A 24336-nucleotide genomic window follows, 5' to 3' on the forward strand; every position below is an offset into this window, starting at 1 on the left:
GCTGCGGCGAGCTGGAACAGCGCGCGACAGCGGCGAACGCTTCTTTTATGCGACGCCGGTACCGCCGTCTGAGCACCAGACCTGACCGGAAGCGTACGAGCAGGCATCTGAGGCGAGGAGAACGTAAAGGGGCGCAATCTCGACCGGCTGTCCCGGCCTGCCGAGCGGCGTATCCTCACCAAACTGCTGAACTTTCTCTTGCGGCTGGCCGCCGCTTGACTGCAGCGGAGTCCAGTACGGGCCGGGCGCCACGGCGTTAACGCGGATACCGCGCGGACCAAGCTGCTTAGCCAGCGATTTGGTAAACGCCACGTTGCAGGCTTTGGTCTGGGCATAATCCAGCAGGATCTCACTGGGTTTAAACGCCTGCACGGAAGAGGTGTTAATGATCGCCGCCCCCTGAGAGAGATGACGAAGCGCGGCTTTGGTTATCCAGAAGGGCGCATAAACGTTGGTTTTAAACGTGGCGTCAAACGCGGCGGTCGTTAACGCCTCAATGGATTCACAATACTGCTGCCTGCCGGCGTTGTTGACCAGAATATCCAGCCCGCCCAGCTCAGCGACCGCTTTTTCAACCAGGGTATCGCAAAATGACTCAATCCGAATATCGCCGGGAATGGCGACGGCTTTTCTTCCCTCGGCCTGGATCAGCGCGATAACGGCAGCCGCGTCGGACTCCTCCTCCGGCAGGTAGCCGATAGCGACATCCGCGCCTTCCCGCGCGTAGGCAATCGCGACAGCCCGACCAATTCCCGAATCACCGCCGGTAATCAGCGCTTTTTTCCCCGCCAGCTTTCCGGAACCGGTATAGCTGGTCTCTCCGTGATCGGGAAGGGGCTTCATTTCGGATGCCAGCCCCGGGGGCTGCTGCGGCTGCTCGACAAACGGCGGAAGTGGATAGTGTAGCGTTGGGTTATTTCCTGTTGTCATACCGGCCTCCTTAATAAATGAAATTTAAGATTAGTCAATGACTGCGTTGGGGCGATAAAAAAAGCGCAAACCAGGAATAATTAACATCGTAAAACCAGGAATTATTTACCTGGCTTTTAAGTCAACATGTAATACCAGAACAACGCAATTTCATCTTTTTCCGGTAACGCGCTGTAGAGATAACGATCGTATCCGCCCAGGGTAAAGCCATAATTTCGATAGAAAAGGCAGGCGGGAACGTTGACGTTCTGGGTTTCCAGCTTTAATCCCGCCGCGCTCATGCTCCGAGCCCATATATGGGCTGCCGCCATGAGCTTGTTGGCCGCGCCCGTTCTGCGCTGTGAGCGCTCGATGGCGATATAATCCACCGAAATAAATTTGTTCCAGATCAAGGAAGCGGTGATAAATCCGGCCACTTGCCCCGCGTCGGTTTCCGCGATTAAAAATATAGCATCCGGATTAACGCAGTGGTTTTCCAGCGTCTGGATATCCAGTTCATAGGTTTTATTATAAGTGCTGGGAAGTGTTTCAATTTTCAGATCATTATTGACAAAGGGGCCGGTGGCAATCTGGCTGACGGTGAAGGAAAAATCACAATATTCCAGACGAGCCAGGTCGGAATTTAATCCTTTACGAATCTGCATAGCATTCCTTGTTTTTTAAGCGATTTATTAATCATAGACAACGCCTTTAAAAATATCAGCCTCGCCAGCAACAGCGCACGCGTTTAAACCTGGTCTAATCTTATATTCATGCCGCATTTTCCACAGGTCATTTGAGGATATTTAATGGAATCCAGAGTATTTAAAAAACATTGGGGGGCGGAGTTCATTGCCGCGTACACAGTCCGCTTTCGCGTCTGGGCCGAAGGTCAAAAAACGATGACGCTGAGCCTGACGGGGCGGGATATTCCGATGGACGCCGCGGGAGAGGGCTGGTTCCAGATTGACGTCCCCGGCGTAAAGCATGGTGATGAATATATGCTCCGTTTAGCCGACGGCACGCGCATTCCGGACCCGGCGTCGCGCGCGCAACGCGATGATGTTAACGGCCCTTCGGTGGTCATCGACCCCAGGCGTTTTCAGCCGGTTAACGCTGGCTGGAAAGGGCGTCCGTGGGAAGAAACCGTGATATATGAACTTCATCCGGGCACCTTTACGCCGGATGGCACCTTTCTGGCCGCCATCGAAAAGCTGCCTTATCTGGCGGAGCTGGGGATCACCCAGATAGAGGTCATGCCCGTAGCCCAGTTTGGCGGTTCCCGCGGCTGGGGTTACGACGGCGTATTACTCTATGCGCCGCACGCAGCGTATGGCGCACCGGAGGATTTTCACGCCTTTATTGATGCCGCCCACGGGTTAGGGCTATCGGTGGTTCTCGATATCGTACTGAACCATTTTGGCCCGGAAGGCAACTATCTCTCTCTGCTGTTGCCGGGCTTTTTTCATCAGGACCGGATGACCCCGTGGGGTAACGCTATCGCCTATGAAACCGAGGCCGTGCGGCAGTATATTACCGAGGCGCCGCTGTTCTGGCTGACCGAATACCAGCTCGATGGGCTGCGCTTTGATGCTATCGATCAGATTGAAGATCGCTCCGCCAGGCACGTACTGATAGAAATAGCCGAAAATATCCGCGCCGCGATTCCCGACCGCCATATCCACCTCACCACCGAAGACAGCCGGAACGTGATTTTCCTCCATCCGCGCGATGAGAACGGACAGACGCCGCTCTTTACCGCCGAGTGGAACGATGACTTTCATAACGCCGCCCACGTTTTCGCGACCGGCGAAACGCACGCCTATTATCAGGATTTTGCGCATCAGCCGGCAAAGAATGTCGCAAGGGCGCTGGCCGAAGGGTTTGTCTACCAGGGTGAGCTTTCTGCGCAAACCGGAAAGCCACGCGGCGTGGCCTGCGCCGCTCAGCCGCCGCAGTTTTTTGTCGACTTTATTCAGAATCACGATCAGACCGGGAACCGTGCGCAGGGGGAGAGGCTGATTTCCCTTGCCGGCGCCGGGAAAACGCGCGTTCTGCTCGCCGCATTGCTTCTGTCGCCCCACATTCCTTTGCTGTTTATGGGCGAAGAGTTTGCGGAGACGAACCCCTTTCTGTTCTTTACCGATTTTCATGGCGACCTCGCGAAGGCGGTGCGGGAAGGGCGGGCTAAAGAGTTTGCCGGGCACGCGGGACACGATGCACCAGTCCCTGACCCGAACGATCCCCGGACCTTTATCCGTTCTAAGCTCGACTGGCAGAAGGCGGCAAGCGAGGAGGGGAAAGCCTGGCTGCGCTTCACGCGCCACCTTATCCAGCTGCGCCATCGCTATATTGTCCCGCTGCTCGCGGCGGGAGGGGCCGCGGAGGGCATGATCCTGCACGCGGCGGCGCAGGCGCTGGCGGTGAGCTGGCAATTCTCCGGCGGCACGCTCTCCGTGGCGCTGAATATCGGCGAGGAGCGGGCCGCGATGCCGGAAATACCGGGCGAGGTCATTTTTAGCTGGCCGGAGCGGCAGGAGGCGTTATCGCCAAACAGTATTGTTGTCCGTTTTGCACATGGAGAAGCCTCATCATGATCCCTTCCGCAACCTATCGTATTCAGTTCCGTAACGGCATGACCTTCGATCGCGCGGCGGCGCTGGCGCCGTATCTCAAAGACCTGGGAATCAGCCATCTTTACGCTTCGCCGATTTTTACGGCAACCAGCGGGTCAACCCATGGCTATGATATTACCGATCCTAACGAGATCGACCCAGCCATCGGGGGCCGCGAAGGGTTTGACCGGATGGTCAAGGCGCTGCGAAACGCGCAAATTGGCCTGATTCTGGATATTGTTCCCAACCATATGGCGACCTCGCTGGAGAATCGCTGGTGGCGGGACGTCATCGAGCAGGGCAAAAACAGCGCCTGGGCCCATTATTTCGATATTGACTGGACGCGTCCCGTTACGCTGCCGTTTCTGGGGGATACCTTTGAGGCAGAGCTGGAGAGCGGGGCGCTCGCGCTAAAACGCGATCCGGAAACCGGGAAGCCGGCGTTCGTCTACTATGACCAGGCCTGGCCCCTGAATCCTCAAACCCTGTCGACAGGTGAGCAACTACTAACATCTCCGGATCGCGACGCCATTCTGGCGCTGCACGAGGCGCAAAGCTGGCGGCTGATGTCCTGGCGGGAAGCGCCCAGGCAGCTCTCCTGGCGGCGCTTTTTTGAAATTACCGGCCTGATTGGCGTCAGGGTTGAAGACCCGGCGGTGTTTGACGACACCCACCGGCTTATCCTTGAACTGGTGCATTCTGGCATCGTCGATGGTCTGCGCATTGACCATATCGATGGCCTTGCCGACCCGCTGGGGTATTTGCAGCGCCTGCGCCAGGCAGCCGGGCCAGAGTGCTACATTACGGTGGAAAAAATCCTCGCCAAAGGCGAGCAGCTGCCCGCCGACTGGCCCGTCTCCGGCACCACAGGATATGAGTTTATCGCTTCGCTGGCGGAAGTGCTGGTGGATGACAATAACCTCGATCAGCTGCAGCAGGTTCATGACGAAGCGCTCGGCGGAGCGATAGATCGCCACACCGCGCTGCGCGAGGCGAAAGGACTGATGGTGGATCGCAATTTTGAGGGTGAATTTACCACCTTATTGCGGCTGGCCACCGAGCTGGCGGAGCGTAATAGCATGGCGGTTGAGAGCGACGCGCTGCGCCATGCCTTGCGTGAACTGCTGCTGGCCTTCCCGGTCTATCGTACCTACGGTACCGCCGAAGGGCTGACCGCAGGCGATATTACGCTGTTAAACCGGGTGGTTGACCAGGTGAACGCCAGGGAAGACAAACCCGATGCCAGGGCGCTTGAGGTCATTATCGCCATCCTGACCGGCAATCTGCACGAAAGTAGCCTCGACACCGCGTCACTCTTCAGAACCCGCTTTCAGCAGCTGACGGGGCCGTTGATGGCTAAATCGGTCGAGGATACGCTGTTCTTTCGCCATAACCTCGACCTGGCATTGAACGAAGTCGGGGCCGATCCTACTCCTCGCGCATTTTCTCTCTCTCGTTTTCACCAGGAGATGCGCATTCGTCTTGCCCGCCAGCCCGACGCGCTGCTGGGAACATCGACGCACGATACTAAACGCGGGGAAGATGCGCGCGCCCGGCTTTACACCCTGACGGAAGCACCGCAGCTGTGGGCGGAAAACCTTGCGCGCTGGCGTCAGATGAATCAAACCCAGGTGCGTTTTTTGAACGACGGTACGGCGCCGAACGCGGCGGATACGTGGATGATCTATCAGGCGCTCGCCGGCGTGTGGCCTGCAACGCTGCTGCCCGACGATACCGCAGGGCTGAAAGCACTCGAGACGCGTTTTCTTGCTTTTATGGAAAAAGCGCTGCGCGAGGCCAAGCAAAGAACCGACTGGATCGACAGCAATGAGAGCTATGAAAGCGTTGTGCTGAACTATGCGCAACAGCTGTTCGCTGCGGATAATTCGCTCTTTCTCAACGATTTTCACACCGCCCTGCAGCCTTTTATCCGTGCCGGCCTGGTGAACAGCCTCAGCCAGACGGTCATCAAACTGACCGCGCCCGGCGTACCGGATATTTATCAGGGGAGCGAGGCGCTGAACTTCAGCCTCGTCGATCCGGATAACCGACGTGAACCTGACTTCGCCGTCCTGGCGCATAACCTCGATAGCGAAGGTCCTGAGTTGTTTAATAGCGAAAACGCATGGCGAGACGGACAGCTGAAGCAGTACGTCACCGCGTCGTTTCTCAGGTTAAGGCAGCGGCATTTCGCGCTCTTCCATTATGGTGACTGGGTACCATTAAAGGTCACCGGTGACAGGGAAGAGAATCTTATCGCCTACGCGCGCATCAACGACGAGGAGGCCCTTATCGTGGTGGTTCCTCGCCTGGCCTTTGACGTCGCGGCGCACGGGTTGGCTGATTCCCCGGCCAGGCTGTGGGGCAACACTGCGGTAGCCATACCCGAAGATCTGGCAGGACGACATTATCGCGATGCGTTAACCGGCGAAAACCGTCTTGTCGAAGAGGCGCTCGATCTGGCGTCAGCAACGGGGTGGTTAGTAACGCTTATTAGTGAAAAGAAAAGTAGAGAGGAATAGTGTCAATGAAAGAAACGTTTGCAATAGAGCCCGGGGACGGCCAGCAGCTGGGGGCTAATTTTGACGGAAAGGGCGTGAACTTCGCGCTGTTTTCAGCGCACGCTGAGCGGGTTGAGCTGTGCTTATTCGATCCTTGCGGAAAAACGGAAATAGCCCGGCTTGAACTACCTGAATATACACACGAAATCTGGCACGGCTACGTACCCGGTCTGCAGCCCGGAGCCTTATACGGTTATCGGGTTTATGGGCCGTACGATCCGGAGAACGGCCATCGCTTTAATCCACATAAATTGCTTATCGATCCCTACGCGCGGGAGCTGGAAGGCGATATTGAATGGAACGATGCGCATTTCGGCTACGAGATGGGCCATGAGGAGAAAGATCTGAGCTTTGATACCCGCGATAGCGCGCCTTTTACGCCAAAATGCAAGGTTGTCGACCCGGATGCCTTCGACTGGCAGGGGGAAAATCGCCCCGACGTCCCCTGGCCGCATGCGGTTATCTACGAAACGCATGTGAAGGGTTTTACCCAGCGCAATCCGGCGCTTCCCCCGGAGCTGCGCGGCACATTTGAGGGGCTTGGGCATCAGGCTTCCGTCGATTATATCAAGAGCCTGGGCATCACTTCCGTTGAGCTGCTTCCCGTACACTGGTTTCCGGACGATCAGCATCTGCTCGACAGAGGGCTAAAAAACTTCTGGGGTTACAATACGCTGGGCTTCTTCGCTCCCGCGTCCCGTTACTACGGACCCACGGGTATCGCGGGCTTCCGCGACATGGTGCGCGCATTTCATGATGCCGGTATCGAAGTGATCCTTGACGTGGTTTACAACCACACCGCGGAAGGCAATGAGCTGGGACCGACGCTCTCATTTAAAGGCATCGATAATTTTTCCTACTACCGGACGATGCCGGATCAGCATCGCTATTACATAAATGATACCGGGACGGGGAACACGGTGAATACCTCGCATCCCCGGGTGCTGCAGATGGTCATGGATTCGCTACGTTACTGGGCTCAAGCCATGCACGTCGACGGCTTTCGTTTTGATCTGGGGACCATTCTCGGACGCGAACCCGAGGGCTTCGATCCGCGAGGCGGGTTCTTCGATGCGGTAACCCAGGATCCGGTTTTATCGAAGCTTAAACTGATTGGTGAGCCATGGGATATCGGTCCCGGGGGTTATCAGGTCGGCGGTTTTCCGCCTGGCTGGGGCGAGTGGAACGATAAATATCGTGATACGGTGCGGGAATACTGGAAGGGGGATAATGTTTCCAATGACTTTGCCGCCCGTTTACTGGGCTCCGGCGATCTGTACGATTTACGCGGCCGTCGTCCGTGGTCCAGCGTCAATTTTATTACCGCCCATGACGGCTTTACGTTGAACGATCTGGTTTCGTATAACGAGAAGCATAATGAAGCCAACGGTGAGGACAATAACGACGGGCATAATGACAACCGCTCCTGCAATTATGGCGAAGAAGGCCCGACGGAAAACCAGGATATCGTCGCCGTCCGCGAACGCCAGAAGCGGAATTTCCTGACCACGTTATTATTCTCCCACGGTACGCCGATGCTGCTGGCCGGCGATGAGTTTGGCCGTTCTCAGCAGGGCAATAATAACGGCTACTGCCAGGACAGCGAGATTTCATGGGTTAACTGGGAAGCACAGTCCGAGCAGGACCATGCGTTGCGCCATTTCACCCAGCGTCTGATAGCGCTGCGTGCGGAGCAACCGCTTTTACGCCGCGAAAGCTGGCGTGACGGGCTCGAGATACGCTGGTTTAACGCCGGCGGCGGTCTGCAGCAATCTGAACAATGGGATGAAGGTTCGACGTTAGGTCTCGCCATCAGCCGACCCGACCTTGAACAGGAGGAGGGCATCTGGCATGACGTGCTGATGCTGTTCAATCCCTTTGAGGGCGATGTTCCGTTCCAGATCCCGCAGTTTGGCGAAGGCGGCTGGGTTCTTGAGCTGTCGACCGCTGAAGAAAAAACGGACGGCGTCATCATTACCGAGACAATTGATTTTGTTCTGGCCGGGCGCAGCATTGCCCTTTTCAGACGGCCTTAAAGCCTCAGACAAACCCGGCGCTGAATGCCGGGTTTATATTGTCATTATTGATGCAGCGGCTGACCACTGGCGGCAAGGATGGATTCATGCATGGCTTCAGAAAGCGTTGGATGAGCAAAGATCATCGATAAGAGACTCTCATCTGTGGCCTCCAGATGATGCGCGATACCAAAACCCTGGATCTGTTCAGTGACCTGCTCACCAACCATATGCGCGCCCAGCAGTTCGCCGGTTTCGGCGTCGAAAACAGTCTTTACAAAACCCTCCGTCTCCCCGCTGGCCAGCGCCTTACCATTCCCCTGATATGCGAACTTACCGATCTTGATTGGCCGTCCCGTCTCGCGAGCCTTCGCCTCTGTCAAGCCCAGGCTGGCAATCTGTGGCCGGGCATAGGTACAACCGGGCACATAGTCGCGGTTAAGAGGGCGTACGCCTTCGACGCCGGCCAGCGTCTCGACGCAGATCGCGCCTTCGTGGCTGGCTTTGTGCGCCAGACACGGCGGGCCGGCCACATCGCCGATAGCATAGAGCCCAAATACGTTGGTTCGGCAAGCTGCATCCGTCTTGATAAACCCGCGGTCCAACTCGACTCCCAGCGCTTCCAGCCCCAGGCCTTCCACATTAGGCTGTACGCCCGCTGCCAACAGCACACGTTCGACTTCCAGGGTCTGTTCGGCGCCGGTGGTTTTCAGGGTGCAGCGCACGCCCGTATCGGTGCGCTGTACCTGCGTCAGCAGCGTTTGGCAATGGACGTGTATACCGCGTCGTTCGAACGATTTACGCACGGTAGCGGAGACTTCGGCGTCTTCAACGGGCAGAATCTGCGCGGCTTGTTCGACCAGCGTCACTTTGCTGCCAAGATCGTTATAAAGGCTGGCGAACTCGACTCCGATGGCCCCTGATCCGATGATTAATAGAGACTCCGGTAAGCGCTCAGGCTGCAGGGCCTCAAAATAGGTCCAGATTCGCTCACCATCTGGCTCTACTCCTGGCAACGCTCGCGGCCGGGCACCAGTCGCAAGGATCACATGACCCGCGCGATAGTCTCGCTCTTCTCCTCGGGGATCGGCGACCGTGACTTGCCCCTTACCACGCAGCCGGGCGGTGCCGGTAATGACCGTAACGCCATTTTTCTTCAGCAGGTACTCGACACCTCCGGTCAGCTGTTGCGACACGGCGCGGCTAAACTGCACCAGTTTCTGCACATCGAAACTCACCTCTCTGAGACTAAAACCCAGCCGATCGGCATGCGCAATACTGTGCGCCACCTCTGCACCATGCAGCAGCGCCTTGGTTGGAATGCATCCCCAGTTCAGGCAGATCCCCCCTAAATGCTGCTTTTCCACCAATGCTGTACGAAGCCCTAGCTGGCCGGCACGAATGGCGGCGACATACCCCCCAGGCCCGCCACCTATTATCAGTACATCATATTTGTCGTGCATAGCTCGTCTCCTCGATAAACAACAGCGTCGGTGTTTCAACCAGCCGCTTGAGCGCCTGGAGAAAAGCCGCGCCTGACGCCCCATCGATGACCCGGTGATCGCAGGACAGCGATACGGTCAGTTGATGGCGGACGACGATCTGTCCGTCGCGAACTACCGCTCGGGGCTCGCCTGCGCCAATCGCAAGGATCGCGCCCTGGGGTGGGTTTATGATGGCGTCAAACTGCCGTACTCCGAGCATGCCCAGGTTTGACACGCTAAAGGTGCCGCCCTGGAATTCTTCGGGCTTGAGCATGCCCGCCCGGGCTTTGGTTATCAGAGAATGAATTTCGTTTGATATGTCGCTTATCGACCTGCTGTTGGCCGAACGTACGATAGGGGTAATTAACCCGTCTGGCAGCGCAACGGCCACGGAAATGTCGGCATCGGCAAAACGGCGGATGCTCTGGGTAGCCTCATCAAACTGTATGTTGACGTCCGGCACGGCTATCAGCGCCATGGCGCAGGCCTTAACCAGCATATCGTTAACCGAAATCTTGACGCCGGGTACTTCGCTGTTGATTTCCTTACGCAATGCTAAGAGTCGCTCCAGATCGAGATCGACGGTCAAACGGAAATGAGGTGCATGTTGCTTGGACATTTGCAAACGGCCAGCGATCGCTCGCCGCATGCTGGACATCGGCAACGTCTCAAAGGCTGTCGCTGACGTGGCTTGTGGAGCCCCGGCCTGGGGTAGCCCATCAAGCAGCAAAGCGGCCGCCAGCACATCATCACGGCTCACCCGTCCGAGTGAACCGCTTTTGCGGCAGTCGTGCAGGTTGATCCCCAGTTTGTTGGCCAGACGGCGCGCCAACGGGGTTGCCGATACCTGGCTATCATCGGTATGCGATCGCGGCGCTTTGCCGGAACGAACGGGCGGCGGCGGAGAGGCGATACGGCCGCCTGCGGCAACGATCGCGCTCTCCAGGTCTGCGACAGAGATACGCTCGCCGCGCCCGCTACCCTGGACCTTTTTCAAGTCAACGCCCAACCGCGCAGACTGACGTAACGCATGGGGAGTGGCATTCACCTGAGTCGGATCCGTTATGCCTTGCAGGCTGGTGGGTACCTCGGTCTGCCCAATGGATGCCGCAGGCTTATTGGCGGGGGCCGGTACAACGGAGGGCGCGACGGCCGCTACAGCAGGCTCGGTAGTCTGCGTGACAGGCGCTGCTGGCTGCACCGCGGCCAGGCTGGCGGCAAAGGCATCCAGTTCAGCATCGCTTACCGAAGAGTCAGCTACCAGCGCCAAAACAGCGCCGACCGGGAGGGTATCTCCCACCCGGGCGATTATCCGCCGTAGCGTACCGGCGAAGGGGGCCTCCAGAACATTGACGATTTTGCTGGTCTCAATTTCACAGATTTCCTGCCCTTTGGCGAAGCGGTCACCCTCCTGGATGGCCCACCGCGCGAGCACGCCTTCCTCCATTGAAAGGCCCCACTTCGGCATTTCAAGTGTCCTGATATCGCTCATAGCTTAATCCTCCAGCACTTGACGGACGGCAGCTTCGATACGTTCAACGCCAGGGATCCAGAGTTTTTCGAGAGCAGGGGAGAACGGTACCGGGGTGTGTGGTGGTGTCACCAGAACAACAGGCGCTTTGAGGAAATGGAATGCCTGGGAAGCAATCAGCGCTGCGACATCATGAGCAAAGCCAAAACGCGCGGCTGACTCGTCGACAATGACCACGCGGCCGGTAGAAGCCACTGATTCCAGAATACCTTCTTCGTCCAGAGGCGAGATTGTACGTGGATCGACCACCTCCACCGAGATCCCCTCCCTGGCCAGTTTGTCGGCGACCTGGTTTGCTTTATGTACCATTGCAGACAACGCGATGATGGTGACATCCTCACCTTCACGGGTATAGTTGGCGACGCCCAGGGGGAGGGTATAAATCTCGTCCGGTACCTCGCCCTTGAGGTCATAGAGCATTTTATGCTCGCAGAACACCACCGGATCGTCGTCGCGAATCGACTGGATCAGCAGCCCTTTGACATCATAAGGCGTCGATGGCACGACCACCTTGAGCCCCGGTGTGGTAGCAAAAATATTATAGGGTGACTGCGAATGCTGGGCTGCTGCAGAAAAACCAGCACCGATCATGCCCCGCATCACCAGCGGCGCCTTGGCCTTGCCGCCAAACATATAGCGAAACTTTGCCGCCTGGTTGTACAGCGCATCATGGCTAACACCGAAAAAATCCATAAACATCAGCTCCGCCACCGGCCGCAGACCCGTTGCAGCGGCGCCGGCAGCCATGCCGACGATCGCCGACTCCGTAATGGGGGTGTCGATCACCCGGTCGGAGCCGAACTGCGTCCACAGCCCTTTAGTGACTCCGAGCACGCCTCCAAAGGCCTCTATCCTTGCTTCTTCGGGCGCATTTCCGCCGTGACCGCCGCGCAAGTCTTCACCAATCAGAACGACGCGTTCGTCGTGCTCCATTTCCTGGGCCAGGGCTTCCTTGACCGCTTCTCGATAGGTTTTTATAGGCATTGTTATCACCCTCAGTATGAGACGTAAACGTCTGTAAGCAGGTCTTCCGGAGCCGGATAGGCAGCGGCGCGCGCTTTGAATACAGCATCATCGACAAGTGCTTCAACCGCCGCGTCGATCGCCGCCAGTTCCTCAAGGGAGATGTGTTGTTTGACCCTGGTGGTGAAAATCTTCAGCGGATCATGTTGTTCACGCAGACGTTGAACTTCGCCCTCAGCGCGGTAAAGCGCCGGATCGCCCTCAAAGTGACCGTGCCAGCGGAAAGCTTTGGCCTCAATCACGCTTGGGCCTCCACCTTCTCGGGCGCGCTTGACGGCCTCTGAGGTGGCATCGTAAACGGCAAAGAAATCTGTGCCATCAACCGTCACTGCCGGTAAACCGAAGCCGGCGGCGCGCCCGGCGATATCACGACCACCGACGGCGTAATCATGGCCAGTTCCTTCGCCATAACCGTTGTTCTCGAAAATAAAGATGGCAGGGAGTTGCAGCACCACTGCCATGTTGATGGCTTCAAATACCAGGCCCTGATTAGAACCGCCGTCACCGGTAAAAGAGACCCCAACGTTACCGGTCTTGAGGGTTTTGGCCGTCAGAGCAGCGCCGATGGCTAACGGAGGGGCGCCACCCACGATAGCGTTCGCACCCAGCATACCTTTCGACAGATCGGCAATATGCATAGAGCCTCCCTTGCCCCGGCATAATCCGCTGTCCTTACCGAATATTTCAGCCATCATGCCGTGAATATCGCAGCCTTTGGCAATACAGTGGCCATGCCCACGGTGCGTGGACCCAATGAAATCAGCGTTAGTGAGATTTTCGCAGACCCCCACCGCAATGGCTTCCTCACCGGTATAAAGGTGAATGAAGCCCGGAATATCACCGCTGGTGTTTTCCTGATGCAAACGCTCCTCAAACGTCCGGATTTCGCGCATCTTACGGTAAGCCTGGAGTAAAGCCTGTTTGTTAAGCATCACTTAATTCTCCTCAGTAAAGGTCGTCAGGCGGGGGTTTGACAGGCTGGAAGCCCCTTAACCACGCCGATGCAATGAATCTACGAGTGCGACGAGGAGGTGCGAAGCCACCTTCATGGGGGGGTAGGAGGGGGTTTTCATGCTTGAGGTCAAACTTTATAAATTTTATGTATCTATCGAGAGGGGTGGCTCCATGCCATCCCGGGCTCTGGCGTACAATTGATAAAAAAATAATACGAGTAGATAACTACGGATGAAGCCATCGGATTTGAAAAGTCGCCAGGCAACTTCACTGGTCTCCGGGCCATTGCGGCTGACGAGAGATTTGCCGCTAATCCTGACCAAATTCGTTCCACCACGCTCTTCGATACGGCTGCTACAGCGCTCACGGCTTCTGCTCCTCCTCGATCGCATGCAGCGACGCCGTCTGGGCGTCGTTTGCGCGGGTGCTGGATTTGGCAAAACCACGCTGTTGGCGCAGTGGTATCAGCAAATGATTGCCCAGGGTGAACGCGTTGCCTGGCTTAGCCTCGATGAGGATGATGATGGCGTATGGCAGTTCATTCCTTATCTGCTGCAAGCATTGCGGCCGCTCTATGGCGATTGGGACGCCGACTTTTGGCGCAACATAGAAGAACAGACGCCCTCCAGTTCTCAACAGCTGCTGGCCGGGTTGATTAACCAACTACATTACTGTCCGCACGACCTGTATCTGATCGTTGATGACTTCCATATGATCAATGATGCTGGTGTATATGAAGCCCTGGGATATTTGCTCAAGCATGCTCCTGCCGCCTTGCACCTGATCATTGGCAGCCGTTTCCACCCCAGTCTCTCTCTGAGCCTGCTTCAGGCACAGGACCAGCTGGTGGAAATCTACGATCGAGACCTGCAATTTACGCTCGAAGAAACCAGACACTATTTCAGCCAGACGATTGACATACCACTCAGTAATCAGCATGTACAGCGGCTACTTTCCGCGACAGAGGGGTGGATCGCCGGCATGAAAATCGCTTCGTTATCCCCAGAATTGCTCAATGATCCAGAACATCTGCTGCGCAATATTCGTGGTGGAACCCGCGCTATCGCCCGTTATCTGAAAGAGGTGGTACTTGACCCATTGCCACAGGAAGTTTTTGATTTTCTGGTCAAAACATCGTTTCTTAATCGTTTAAATGCCGGGTTATGTAATGGAGTTACAGAGCGTGATGATAGTGAAGCGATACTGGCATGGATTGAGCGGCACAATCTTTTTTTGTCAGCCCTGGACGAACAAGGCTGCTGGTTTCGCTACCATCCTCTTTTGCAGGAAACCCTGCGAACAATATTGCAGCAGAACAACGATATCAACCTCAAGCACTTACATGAATTAGCCAGTCATTGGTTCGTTGAGCAGAGATTGTGGTCCGAGGCGGTACGCCACGCACTGGCAGCGGGCAAGCCGATCCATAATCCTGGGCAGGATGGCGCGGGCGCGCAGTCGCTGGCGGAAGAAGGGGATATAGATACCCTGGTTTCCTGGATGCATCACTTACCTGCGAGTACTGACCCTTCGCGCATTGACCTGCAAATCAATCTGGCCTGGGCGCTGGCGCACTATTTTCGCTTCGATGAATCGAGGCAGTTACTTGATAATCTTGACCAAATGGTCGTTAATCATTGTGATGATATAACCCCCAACGCCTGGCTCAAATTACGTGTCGTGCGCGCAATTTGCGAAGCTTTTGCCGAGAAAATCCCGGAAAGCCTTGCGATTGTTGAGCCGTTGCTGGCTAAAGTGCCCTGCGGAGACACCTGGGTCGACGGTCTCATATGCAATATTCTGAGCTACTGCCACGTGGTTAACCAGCGCTATAGCGACGCTCTTGAGGTTCAACGGCATATGCCTTGCCCGGAAAGTCCACTAGACAATCTATTTGTCTCGGTTTATCGCGCTTTTATCATCACTCAGTGCCATCTTGGTCAGGGTGACCTGGAGAACGCCTGGGGGCATGCAGAGAATGCATTGCGCCAGGCTGAGCGTTATACCGGCCCTCAGTCGACCAGCGGCGCGACGCTTGCGCCGCTGCTGGCGGAAATGGCTTACGAACGTATGAATCTGGACTCATTAAATACGCTGTTAGCAGATAGACTCGAATTCATCGATCGGTTTGGTCCACCCGACGCCCTGAGTCGCTGCTATACCTATCTTGCGCGTCAGGCTTTGAATGATGATATGCCCCATGAGGCAGAACGGCTGCTGGAACACGCGCAGCGACTAGCGGTATCTCGCGGATGGCAACGGCCGCAGGCTTTATTGTTAGCAGAGCAGGCGAGAGTGCGCCTGCAGCGCGCGAATTATCCAGGCGCGGAGCAGCTGCATCGGCAACTCGAACAACTGGCGGCCCGTGCCACAATTGATGCCGAAAACCCCTGTCAACGCGCAATAGCTCAGCATGCCAATGTCAGCCGCAGTCGCCTGCTTCTGGCGTCAGGCCAGGCGCCACAAGCCAGCCTTTTGCTGGGCGAACTCGTGACTGAGCAGGAGCGTCGGGGCGACCGGCTCTCCGCAGCGCGTCTTCGTACGCTATGGTCATTATCCTTGTGGAATAGTGGCGAAAACGCGGCTGCCGTGGCTGCATTGCAGCCCGTCCTGCAATTAGCGGCACAACAGCATCTCAAACGTATTTTTCTTGATGCTGGCGATGCCTTGCAGCCTCTGCTTGTCCGTGTACGCGAAACCTCGGCAGCCAGCGAAGGGGATGACCCTTGGCCCGGGAAAGGGAGCGAGTCTGAAGGCAAGCGGATTCAGCATGAAAACCTTGATGTTAACCAGGAGCTCAGTGAGCGAGAGCTGCAGATATTACAGCTCATTGCTGACGGTCAGATGAACAAAGAAATCGCTCGCTCCCTGACTATCTCTACTGAGACGGTGAAATGGCACATCAAGAACATCTACACCAAGCTCAAAGTCAATAGTCGTACGCAAGCCATGAGTCGGGCTCTGGAAATGAAGTTACTGGATTAATAATGTCAGTGATGTGCGAATATAATCCATAAGTGAATATGTCAGTAGCATCTATTGGCCCTTTAATAAACATAAATTCCAGCGCCGTCCGTCGCTACGCAACTCGGTGATGCTCAGCGGGTGGATGTCGATACGCGCAAATGAGTGAAGCGGGGCGCCGAGAACGTCGACGATCGTGGCGCGGATTGCGGCGGCAGGCGCAATGGCACAGTGGCGACCTCGAATATCGACGTGTTTAGCCAGCCAGCTGCCACAGCGCGCCAGCAGCTGAGCACGTGACTCTCCGCCCGGGGGAGCGGCACCCTCCAGCCAGGCCTGGAACGCTTCGGCGTCTTGCTTCATCACCTCACGCACTGGCCGACCGGCCCAGATGCCGTAGTCGGGCTCCGCCAGTTCCGTCACTGGCGTACCCTGTAAAGAGAGCGCGGCGGCGGTTTGCCTGGCGGCGACGTCCGGGGCGAACCAGACGCGGTGATAACGGGCGGCACTGCTTTGTAGCTGGCGAGCCCGTTGCCACTCCCGCGCCTCCAGAGGGTCATCACAGGGAAAGTGTGAACCTCTGGAGGCTGCCGTTTCTCCCTGACAAATCAGCGTTAGCGACGCTCTCATGTTGTTAACCGCGCCGGAAGGCCGGGCGATGTTCGCGTGTCGTCGGCGTGCGTTCGGCTAAAGCACCGAAAGCCACGCCGATGACGCCCCAGAGCACCAGATGCGTGCCGAAGGAACTTATGCGGAAACGCCATAGCAGGTCCGCCGGGAAGTGGTCGGAGACTTCGTTCACTGTCGGCATCAGGGCGCAAACCACGAGCATCAGCGCCACGGCGAACAGCGTTGCCCACATCATCGCATTCCCTCTGCCGAGGCGCGGCGTGAGCTGATGCGATAACCACGCGGCCGCGATGACGATGCCGATAGAAAGCAACATCATGACGAAATAGAGTCCGGTACGATAGCCGATGGTCTCCGGGTTGCCGACTGCGGGCGGATTGGGCGGGTATTTCAGACCTGGCATCAGGCTCATTGCCAGGAAGCCAGCCAGCGCCAGGCACAACGCCAGCACACGCGGGTCCGATGGCCCAAAGCGCTGGTAGCTAAAGGCCCACGCCAGCGCCAGACCGCCGCCCAGCGCGGCGCCAAACAGCGCCATGCCGGTCATCAGGCCGATCCCGGACTGGGTCTGTCGGCTAAACACCTCTTCTTCTTCGCCGTCTGCTGACGCGCCGTGATGGTGAGCGTGAGCTGACATGCTTTTTTCCAGGCCAATCGCGCGATCGACCTGCGGCTCGCCGAAATGGTGCGCAAAGGCAAATGCCACCATCCCGGCCAGAACGCCGGCCATCATCCCTTTAAATAACAGTTTGCCAATCATTTCCGCCTCCTCAGTGGCAGGGAAAGCCCAGCAGATGACGTGCGTCGTGGAAGAATTCATGCACCTGCGTGCCGGAAAACATCGACGTTGCGCCTTGTTCTGCGCCAACGAAATAGATGGCCAGCAGCGCCAGCAGGGCGGTGAACAGCGCCCAGGGCAACAGTTTCGCGACAGGAATGGGAGCAGCCGGGGTGTGGGCATTAAGGGTGATATCACTCATGGTGTAACTCCATTATCGATTTTGCTGTTGATAGAGAGTGCCGGACTCACCGTGACCGGCACGCCCGGCGAAAGGTGATGATGGCTATGTGCCGGCGGGCAACTGGCGTTCGCCAGTACAATCGGCTGGCCGTGGGGCGTGTTGAGATACGCTTTGCGCCACTCCTGCGTCCGTCGGCTGATTTCATCCGGCACCGTCAGGTTGAGTGCCGTCATCATGTTTTCCATCGCCGCCGTCCACTGACGATAGTAGGCATCATTCGCGCTTTCACCCGGTTGCGCCGGCACCGCGTTGATCTCTTTACTGAATGTCTGTACCCATTCTGCCCACGGGAACAGCCCGGCCCGGTGGAGATGGACTATCAGGGAGAACGCTTTTGCCTGCCAGGGCTTATCAAACACCGGCCCTTCCTCATCGCGCGGTAACCCGAGGGCGGCGTAATCGTGTTGTGCTACCGTATTCATGCTTCCTCCAGATAGTCGTCCCACAGATCGATGAACACTTTGTCAGGGCGCGGCTCTCCCCACAGCGCCTGCGCGGTGAAACTGACGCTGTAAACATGCTGGGGATGTTCTCCCAGCCCGTGCGCCGCAGTATCTGGCGTGATAAACACACCGTGAGCGATCTCTATGCGACCGACTTTATCGCGTGCGTAGCGTGGCAGGCGGGTATGGGTGGTCGGGTTGAAATTTTTCGTTCGTACCCAATCGCCCACCCGGAAGCGGGGCGCAACATCGTGACTGACCCGAGCAGACCCGCCGGTGCTGACAACCATCGACACCATCTCCTGCGTCAGCACAGGTGTACCAGGCTTGCAGGGGGCAGGCTTCGCGCCACCCCACAGTTCTTCAACGGTGATCGTCCCCTTTGCCAGCAGCAGCGTTTCGAATGCATGCAGCCAGTGCTCGTAGTAACTTGACTGCAAATATTCGGTCGGCGCCATACGTTCGATGGCGTGGCGAAATTCATCGACGTTAAAGTGTCCGCCGACGAACAACGAGGCGAACAGAGGAAATACCCGGCGTTCCCACTCATGATGGAAATAGGGCTCGTTTTCCTCGGTAGGGATCGGGCCAAGGCCGTGCATCCCCCCCAGATCATGTATCCCGTTCATGGTTTTCTCCTTTCGTTATGGTGCGCTAACCACACCGGTGCCAATCATCGAATCGCGCGTGATGAGTTCGCTCAACTGCGCTTCGCTCCAGCCTTCCGTGCCTGCCGGACGTTCTGGCAGGACCAGATAGCGCAGCTCGGCGCTGCTGTCCCAGACGCGAATCTCTTTGTTTTCTGGTATGTGTAACCCGAACTCGGCGAGAACGCCGCGCGGGTCGATGACGATACGCGAACGATAGGGCGCTGATTTGTACCACACCGGCGGCAGACCCAGCACCGGCCAGGGGTAGCAGGAACAGAGCGTACAAACGGTGACGTTGTGCACGTCCGGCGTGTTCTCCACGACCAGCATGTCTTCGCCCTGTATTCCGGAGAAACCCAGTTCAGCAATAGCGGCAGTGGCGTTTTCCATCAGTCGACGTTTGTATTCCGGGTCGCTCCACGCTCTGGCGACAACCTGTGCGCCGTTTCGGGGGCCGACTTTGTGCTCGTAGGTGTCAATCAGCTCATCCAGCGCAGCTGGGTCGATCAGGCCTTTTTCCTGCAGCAGGGATTCCAGTGCGCGGACGCGTAGCTCGATATTAACGGGGGGTTGGGTATGGTCGTGGTCGTGTTTATGGCTCATTTTAGGCTTCCCGAGAGTTAAGGTTAAAACGTCCGCCAGTCACCGCAGGCTTCGAAAGCGGCGGCGGCCTGATAGAGCGTGTTTTCAGCGTAATGACGTCCTACCAGCATCATGCCCACCGGGAGTCCGTCGACCATGCCACAGGGGATAGACATGGCCGGGTGACCGGTGATGTCCTGCGCAGCGGTGTTACCGATCATTTCGAAAGCGCGCGAGATGTATTCGGTGATGGAGCAGTCCGGGTCTGGTATCGGCTGAGCGAGGACAGGCACGGTAGGCATCACCAGCAGATCGAAATCGCTCAGGGCCCGGTCGTAGCCGGCGCGGGCCCGACGCGCGATATTCTGCGCTCTGGCGTAGTAGCGACCGTTATAGCGCTCCAGCCCATACTGGCCGACGAACATGCAAACTTTGAGCGACGGGGAGAGGGCATCCGCGCTGTCGCGCCATTGCGCGTGTTTGTCCAGCAGGCTGACGTCGTACTGGCCTTCCCAGTTAAAACCCATGCCGTTGCCGTGCATCATCTGGGCGGTCAGACCTTCGCAGCCGATAGGCGACCAAAGCGCGCCCGCCAGATTGTGTTCCGGCACGGAAATTTCGCTAACGATGGCGCCCAGTGCTTGCAGGCGGGCGATGGCGTCCCGCACCTTCGTTTCTACCTGCGGGTCCATATTCGGCAACTGGAATCCCTCGGTCAGAATGCCGATTTTCAGGCCGCGCACACCTTTTCCGAGGGCGGCGGTATAGCTCTCAACAACGGGCGCGTACTGACGCGGGTCAAGCCCGTCACTTCCGGCGATGGTTTCCAGCATCAGCGCGTTGTCGCGCACGTTGGCGGTGATGGGACCGGCGTGGTCGATGGTCGCCTCAATCGGCATGATGCCCGTGTAAGGCACCAGACCGTGGGTCGGTTTCATACCGTAGGTACCACAGAAGGCGGAAGGGATACGGATGGAACCGCCCTGATCGCAGCCTATCGCCATGTCCACTTCGCCAGCCGCCACCAGTGCGGCGCTGCCGGAGGACGAACCGCCGGAGGAATAGCCATGACGATGGGGATTGTGCACCGGGGCCGGGTCGGAAGTGTGGCTGCCGCCGGAGAGGCAGAAGTGCTCGCAGGTGGCTTTGCCGAGAATCGTCGCCCCGGCATCCAGCAGGCGGGTGGCCACGGTCGCGTCGCAGGATGGGACGAAACCTTCGAGCGTGGAGGCGCCGTTCATCATCGGTACGCCGGCGAGCGAGACATTATCTTTCAGGGCGATGGTCCGCCCGGCCAGCGCGCCAGTCGCTGCCCCTTTTACCTCCGTTTTGTAATACCAGGCATTAAGCGGATTGTCCTCGCCAGTCGGACGATAGCCGGCGGCGCGCGGATAGCGGACCTCCGGGATATCGTCGGGAAGGGAGTCGATCAGATCGTAGGCGTCGAAGTTAGCCTGCATCACCGCCAGATATTCCTCGGCCTGCGCCGTCGTCAGGCTGATATGCAGCCGACTGGCAAGCTCCTGGAGTTGTTCAGCAGTGGGACGTTGAATAGCCATGTTGTTTCCTTTTTTCTGTGTTTGCTCATGCGCCTGTCTTGAACATAAGCCCGGAATGCCATCCTGACTTGGTTATCCGGGTCAGTCGTTTGGCTGAAATGGACACCCGCGCAGCCTGTGGGTGTCCGTAAGGTGTTAAGACGGCTTATCGGCTTTAGGCCAGTGGATACCGACACTTTTCATGCCTTTGGTCACGTCCATGTCCGGATGTGAGAGCACCACGTCGCGATACGAAGGACTGCCGATGACCGCGGGCTTGAATTGAGTCAGGAAAGCGGTGACCTCTTCACGAATATCCTGCGGCACATTGAAGTTTTCGTAACACTCGTCGATAGACTCGAATACGGCTTTCCAGTGCACTTCGGTCAGCCCCATGCCGCGGTGCGCGGTCACCATATCTCGTCCCCGATAGACGGTGTTGCCACCCCAGTGCTTGCACAAGAAATCAACGAAGTTGATATGCTCTTTCTGAAATGAAGACTCGGACACGTGCGCCCAGATATGGCCGATGTCGGGATGCTTCATACAGGTCTTCAACACTTCGCCTGCGAAGGCGTAGACGGCGTCATATCCGCCGAGACGTTCATAGAGAGACGGCTTTTGCTGCTGTTCGCTCATGGTGGATTTCTCCGTAACATGTGAGTGGAAGGGGGTGCATAGGTCTCTGTTCAATCAGAACAGTTTCATCACGCGCAGGGTGGTGTGGAGATCTTCCTTAAAACCGCCATCGACGTTGATGTCGCGTTGGAGCAAGCCCTGCACTTGCACCGTAGGGGTGATGAATTTCGACAATTCCAGCCTTACCTGATCCGAACGCGTCGCTTGTCCGTTTTCGACGCCGTCGATCTGCTGTTTACCGCCCCACAATTTGGCGTAACCGGCGGAGACGGTCCAGGAGGTGTCTGCGGGCGGCGTCCAGCTTACCCAGCCCTGAAATTGATAGGTGTTGTCTTGTTTGAGGCGACCGGTGCCGATGCCCGTGGCATCGTCGTTGTCGCCATACCACATCGCATCAGCGGACAGCTGCGTGGCAAAACCGTTACCAAGCTGCTGCACGCCGCCAAGCTGCAGATCGAACTTCCAGCGGTTCTCACCGACGTTGAGCGTGCGCCCGGCATCGTAGGAACCGGCAGGGACGTACAGGTAGGGCACGAGGGCGAAGGTGGTGCTGGGGTTGTTCACCAGCCAGACCGGGGCGGCCAGAATGGGGTCGCCCAGGCCGCTGGCGGAATCGAGGCGGACACCGCCCAGAGAGCCGTTATAAAGACGTCCGTAGGGCATCAGCACCTGCGGCGCGACCGTGAAGCCCCCCACATCCATATAGTGGACGTAACGAAAGATGCTGACGAAGGAGTCCATCCCGGTGCCTTGCTTAATTTCGTCGCCACCTGTGGGGGTAAAGCTGTCTCGCGTGGCGTAGGTGAAATACGCCAGAATGGCATCGGTACCGGCAGGAGCCGGGATGAGATCCTGTGAGTTGAGATCGACCGCATGGGCCGGGATCGTCGCCAGCCAGAGTGTGCAGGCGACCAGGCTGATACGAGATGTGGTGCCACTAACAGTCATAACGTTACCCTCATGTCTGATATCTCTTGTTTATTTCCCGGTACCAACGTGGCCGGAAGACCTTACGGTTACAGATATTAGGGAGAAATTTGCTGCGTACTTGTTTCATAAGGACAGTCGTTTGGCTGGCAGGGACAACGGGCGGGCAGGCTGAAAAGGCCCATAGCGTGATGCTCCGTCATAGCGCAGATGTGCACACCTTGAGTGCGGTTCTCGCTTTTTCGACGCCATTCGCGACGTGGGACGCCTGGCGCATCGACGGAGCGTCAGTAATATTTCCGCTGCCTTAGCGCGGATGCGCGAGTGAGAGCGGGAGGGACATCTGAGTGCTGGCACGATAGTTGCTATCTGTGAACCCGTGTCTGTTATTGATGCGGGAATTAAGGTGCGAGGTGAGCAATTATGAATAGCATCATGCCGTCTGCGGTCTGCTCCCACTATTCGACCATTGGCGTTGCCGAGTCGCGCCGCTTCGAGTATTGGAACGACGTGGTGTTGCGTCACTGCATTCCGGCCGCCAGCGTGCCCATGGCTGGGGTCGACTTTGACGCCCGGCTTGCGGTACGCGGGGTGGGGATGGTGGATATCTGTTCGTTGTTCGCGCCGTTGCACCGCTGGGAACGCACCGCACGTTATCTGAGGCAGGGGCCAGACGACGATCTGTGGCTGGGCTATATGCAAGGCGGGTACGGCCAGCTTGAACAGGGAGGGCGCAAGGCGGCGCTGGCGGCGGATAGTCTGGTGTTATACGACGCCGCGCAGACGTTCAGTTTCAGCCTGGGTGGGGGCGATAATCACCTGGTGCGGATCCCGCGGCATCTGCTGAGTTGTCGTTTGCCGAGGATTGAAACGCTCACCGCTATGGTACTGGACGACAGTCGGCCCGGCGTGATTCCACTGCGTGAAATGCTGCGTCAGGCGACAGCGATGCCCGCGTGTCTGGACAACCCAGATATTTCTGGCCGTTTCTCCCAGACGATGCTGGATCTACTGGTGCTGAGTCTGGAATTGCAGGATCTGGATAACGTGAGTGCTGAGCGCGATCTGTACGCCAGGATGATGATTTATATTCGGCGGCAGCTTGTCGATCCAGATTTGAACATTGAGAGCCTGGCTCGGGCGCACCATGTTTCCATTCGCACCGTCACGCGTGCTTTCGCCCGCCACAAAAAAACGCCGATGGCCGTGATTTGGCAGGAGAGGCTGCGAGCAAGCCGAGAGGCCCTCGAACGCGGACGAGTCAGTAGCGTGTCCCAGGCGGCGCTGGATTTCGGCTTCTCTGATTTCTCTCATTTCAGCCACGCCTTCCGCAAAGCCTTTGGCATCTCGCCTCGCTCATTATTGCCCAAAGAGCAGCAGGGAGCGAGGCCATCGAACAGGCACACCGGGTCAGACTCCTGAGTCTGCGCGATATGAGTGAAAGCTGCGCGTGACGGAAGGCGCTCCCAGGCGTTGCGGCGGCAGGTGGATGACACGATGGCGTTAGTGTTTTAGCGACGGGAAATGATTTGAATATCCCGGCTTAGCGCGGGGTAAGGGTATGGGGGCGCATTGCGCAGACTCGGCTTCTTTAATCGTATTTAACATAATATACATTATGCGCACCAATATAGAAGTAGCAAGATTATGCGGCTTTGATCAGAACTCAGTTAACCATCCCGGGATTCTGCTCTGGCCCATTCAGCGCAGTTTTTTACTTTGGATGAAGTTAACCTATGTTGTCGACCGGCACCTGACAACGCAGATGGCCGCGCAGCGCCTGGGTATCTCCGCTGGTCAGTGCCGGCGTCTTCTGTCGCGTTACCGTGAATCTGGCCCGCCAGGTATG

At 57.3% G+C, this 24336-nt stretch carries 20 protein-coding genes and 1 pseudogene; 6 read left to right on the forward strand and 15 right to left on the reverse strand.

All coding sequences use genetic code 11. The features are described 5' to 3' along the window. Window positions 1-45 precede the first annotated feature (45 nt). Window positions 46-930: an SDR family oxidoreductase gene (locus tag FQK12_RS22380; RefSeq protein ID WP_004850866.1), complete on the reverse strand. Its 885-nt coding sequence runs from the start codon at window positions 928-930 to the stop codon at window positions 46-48. A 116-nt stretch (window positions 931-1046) separates the two neighbouring features. Continuing rightward, a complete protein-coding gene (locus tag FQK12_RS22385; RefSeq protein WP_014229347.1) occupies window positions 1047-1574 on the reverse strand; it encodes a GNAT family N-acetyltransferase in 528 nt (175 codons plus the stop codon). A 144-nt stretch (window positions 1575-1718) separates the two neighbouring features. Here FQK12_RS22385 and treZ point away from each other — a divergent pair, with 144 nt between their 5' ends. From treZ to glgX, 3 genes are read left to right on the forward strand one after another with little or no spacing between them, the layout of a single operon-like run. Then, the gene (treZ, locus tag FQK12_RS22390; RefSeq protein WP_014229348.1) at window positions 1719-3506 is read left to right on the forward strand and encodes a malto-oligosyltrehalose trehalohydrolase; all 1788 of its coding nucleotides are present in this window, start codon (window positions 1719-1721) and stop codon (window positions 3504-3506) included. Continuing rightward, entirely contained in the window at window positions 3503-6046 is a 2544-nt protein-coding gene (gene treY, locus FQK12_RS22395; protein ID WP_014229349.1) for a malto-oligosyltrehalose synthase, read from the forward strand. The genes treZ and treY overlap by 4 nt, the downstream gene beginning before the upstream one ends. 5 nt (window positions 6047-6051) lie before the next feature. Beyond that, window positions 6052-8121, forward strand: a complete 2070-nt coding sequence (glgX, locus tag FQK12_RS22400; protein ID WP_014229350.1) for a glycogen debranching protein GlgX — start codon at window positions 6052-6054, stop codon at window positions 8119-8121. A 44-nt stretch (window positions 8122-8165) separates the two neighbouring features. On the opposite strand, the gene lpdA is transcribed toward glgX, so the two are convergent. From lpdA to FQK12_RS22420, 4 genes are read right to left on the reverse strand one after another with little or no spacing between them, the layout of a single operon-like run. Continuing rightward, window positions 8166-9563: a dihydrolipoyl dehydrogenase gene (gene lpdA, locus FQK12_RS22405; protein ID WP_014229351.1), complete on the reverse strand. Its 1398-nt coding sequence runs from the start codon at window positions 9561-9563 to the stop codon at window positions 8166-8168. Further along, window positions 9547-11076, reverse strand: a complete 1530-nt coding sequence (locus FQK12_RS22410) for a 2-oxo acid dehydrogenase subunit E2 (RefSeq protein WP_014229352.1) — start codon at window positions 11074-11076, stop codon at window positions 9547-9549. The genes lpdA and FQK12_RS22410 overlap by 17 nt, the downstream gene beginning before the upstream one ends. 3 nt (window positions 11077-11079) lie before the next feature. Next, window positions 11080-12099: an alpha-ketoacid dehydrogenase subunit beta gene (locus tag FQK12_RS22415; protein WP_014229353.1), complete on the reverse strand. Its 1020-nt coding sequence runs from the start codon at window positions 12097-12099 to the stop codon at window positions 11080-11082. 11 nt (window positions 12100-12110) lie between these two features. After that, the gene (locus tag FQK12_RS22420) at window positions 12111-13070 is read right to left on the reverse strand and encodes a thiamine pyrophosphate-dependent dehydrogenase E1 component subunit alpha (protein WP_014229354.1); all 960 of its coding nucleotides are present in this window, start codon (window positions 13068-13070) and stop codon (window positions 12111-12113) included. Between the two features lie 253 nt (window positions 13071-13323). Between FQK12_RS22420 and FQK12_RS22425 the strand changes: the two genes are divergently transcribed. Further along, window positions 13324-16077, forward strand: a complete 2754-nt coding sequence (locus tag FQK12_RS22425; RefSeq protein ID WP_014229355.1) for a LuxR C-terminal-related transcriptional regulator — start codon at window positions 13324-13326, stop codon at window positions 16075-16077. Window positions 16078-16128: 51 nt separating this feature from the next. Here the strand turns inward: FQK12_RS22425 and FQK12_RS22430 are convergent, their stop codons facing one another. From FQK12_RS22430 to FQK12_RS22470, 9 genes are all read right to left on the reverse strand, one after another. Further along, the gene (locus tag FQK12_RS22430; protein ID WP_038423167.1) at window positions 16129-16686 is read right to left on the reverse strand and encodes a histidine phosphatase family protein; all 558 of its coding nucleotides are present in this window, start codon (window positions 16684-16686) and stop codon (window positions 16129-16131) included. A 4-nt stretch (window positions 16687-16690) separates the two neighbouring features. Further along, window positions 16691-17446: a CbtA family protein gene (locus FQK12_RS22435; protein ID WP_014229357.1), complete on the reverse strand. Its 756-nt coding sequence runs from the start codon at window positions 17444-17446 to the stop codon at window positions 16691-16693. A gap of 10 nt (window positions 17447-17456) precedes the next feature. Then, window positions 17457-17666 (reverse strand): CbtB-domain containing protein, encoded by a 210-nt coding sequence (locus FQK12_RS22440; protein ID WP_004850884.1) that lies wholly within the window; start codon window positions 17664-17666, stop codon window positions 17457-17459. Further along, entirely contained in the window at window positions 17663-18130 is a 468-nt protein-coding gene (locus tag FQK12_RS22445; RefSeq protein ID WP_014229358.1) for a nitrile hydratase accessory protein, read from the reverse strand. Before FQK12_RS22445 ends, FQK12_RS22440 begins: the two co-directional genes overlap by 4 nt. After that, entirely contained in the window at window positions 18127-18780 is a 654-nt protein-coding gene (gene nthB, locus FQK12_RS22450; protein WP_014229359.1) for a nitrile hydratase subunit beta, read from the reverse strand. Before nthB ends, FQK12_RS22445 begins: the two co-directional genes overlap by 4 nt. Before the next feature lie 15 nt (window positions 18781-18795). Then, window positions 18796-19404, reverse strand: a complete 609-nt coding sequence (gene nthA / locus FQK12_RS22455; protein WP_014229360.1) for a nitrile hydratase subunit alpha — start codon at window positions 19402-19404, stop codon at window positions 18796-18798. A 23-nt stretch (window positions 19405-19427) separates the two neighbouring features. Further along, complete coding sequence (locus tag FQK12_RS22460; RefSeq protein ID WP_014229361.1) at window positions 19428-20942, reverse strand: amidase; 1515 nt, start codon at window positions 20940-20942, stop codon at window positions 19428-19430. Between the two features lie 135 nt (window positions 20943-21077). Further along, complete coding sequence (locus FQK12_RS22465; protein WP_223226793.1) at window positions 21078-21614, reverse strand: group I truncated hemoglobin; 537 nt, start codon at window positions 21612-21614, stop codon at window positions 21078-21080. Then, window positions 21615-22508 (reverse strand): transporter, encoded by an 894-nt coding sequence (locus FQK12_RS22470; RefSeq protein ID WP_014229363.1) that lies wholly within the window; start codon window positions 22506-22508, stop codon window positions 21615-21617. Window positions 22509-22910: 402 nt separating this feature from the next. On the opposite strand from FQK12_RS22470, the gene FQK12_RS22475 reads away from it, so the two are divergent. Both FQK12_RS22475 and FQK12_RS27495 read left to right on the forward strand, forming a co-directional pair. Then, window positions 22911-23909, forward strand: a complete 999-nt coding sequence (locus FQK12_RS22475) for a helix-turn-helix transcriptional regulator (protein WP_014229364.1) — start codon at window positions 22911-22913, stop codon at window positions 23907-23909. Window positions 23910-24179: 270 nt separating this feature from the next. Beyond that, a pseudogene (locus tag FQK12_RS27495) lies at window positions 24180-24336 on the forward strand (helix-turn-helix domain-containing protein); the annotation flags it as partial.

This window comes from Klebsiella sp. ME-303 (assembly GCF_007910085.1).
GTDB classification, from domain to species: Bacteria; Pseudomonadota; Gammaproteobacteria; order Enterobacterales; family Enterobacteriaceae; genus Klebsiella; species Klebsiella michiganensis.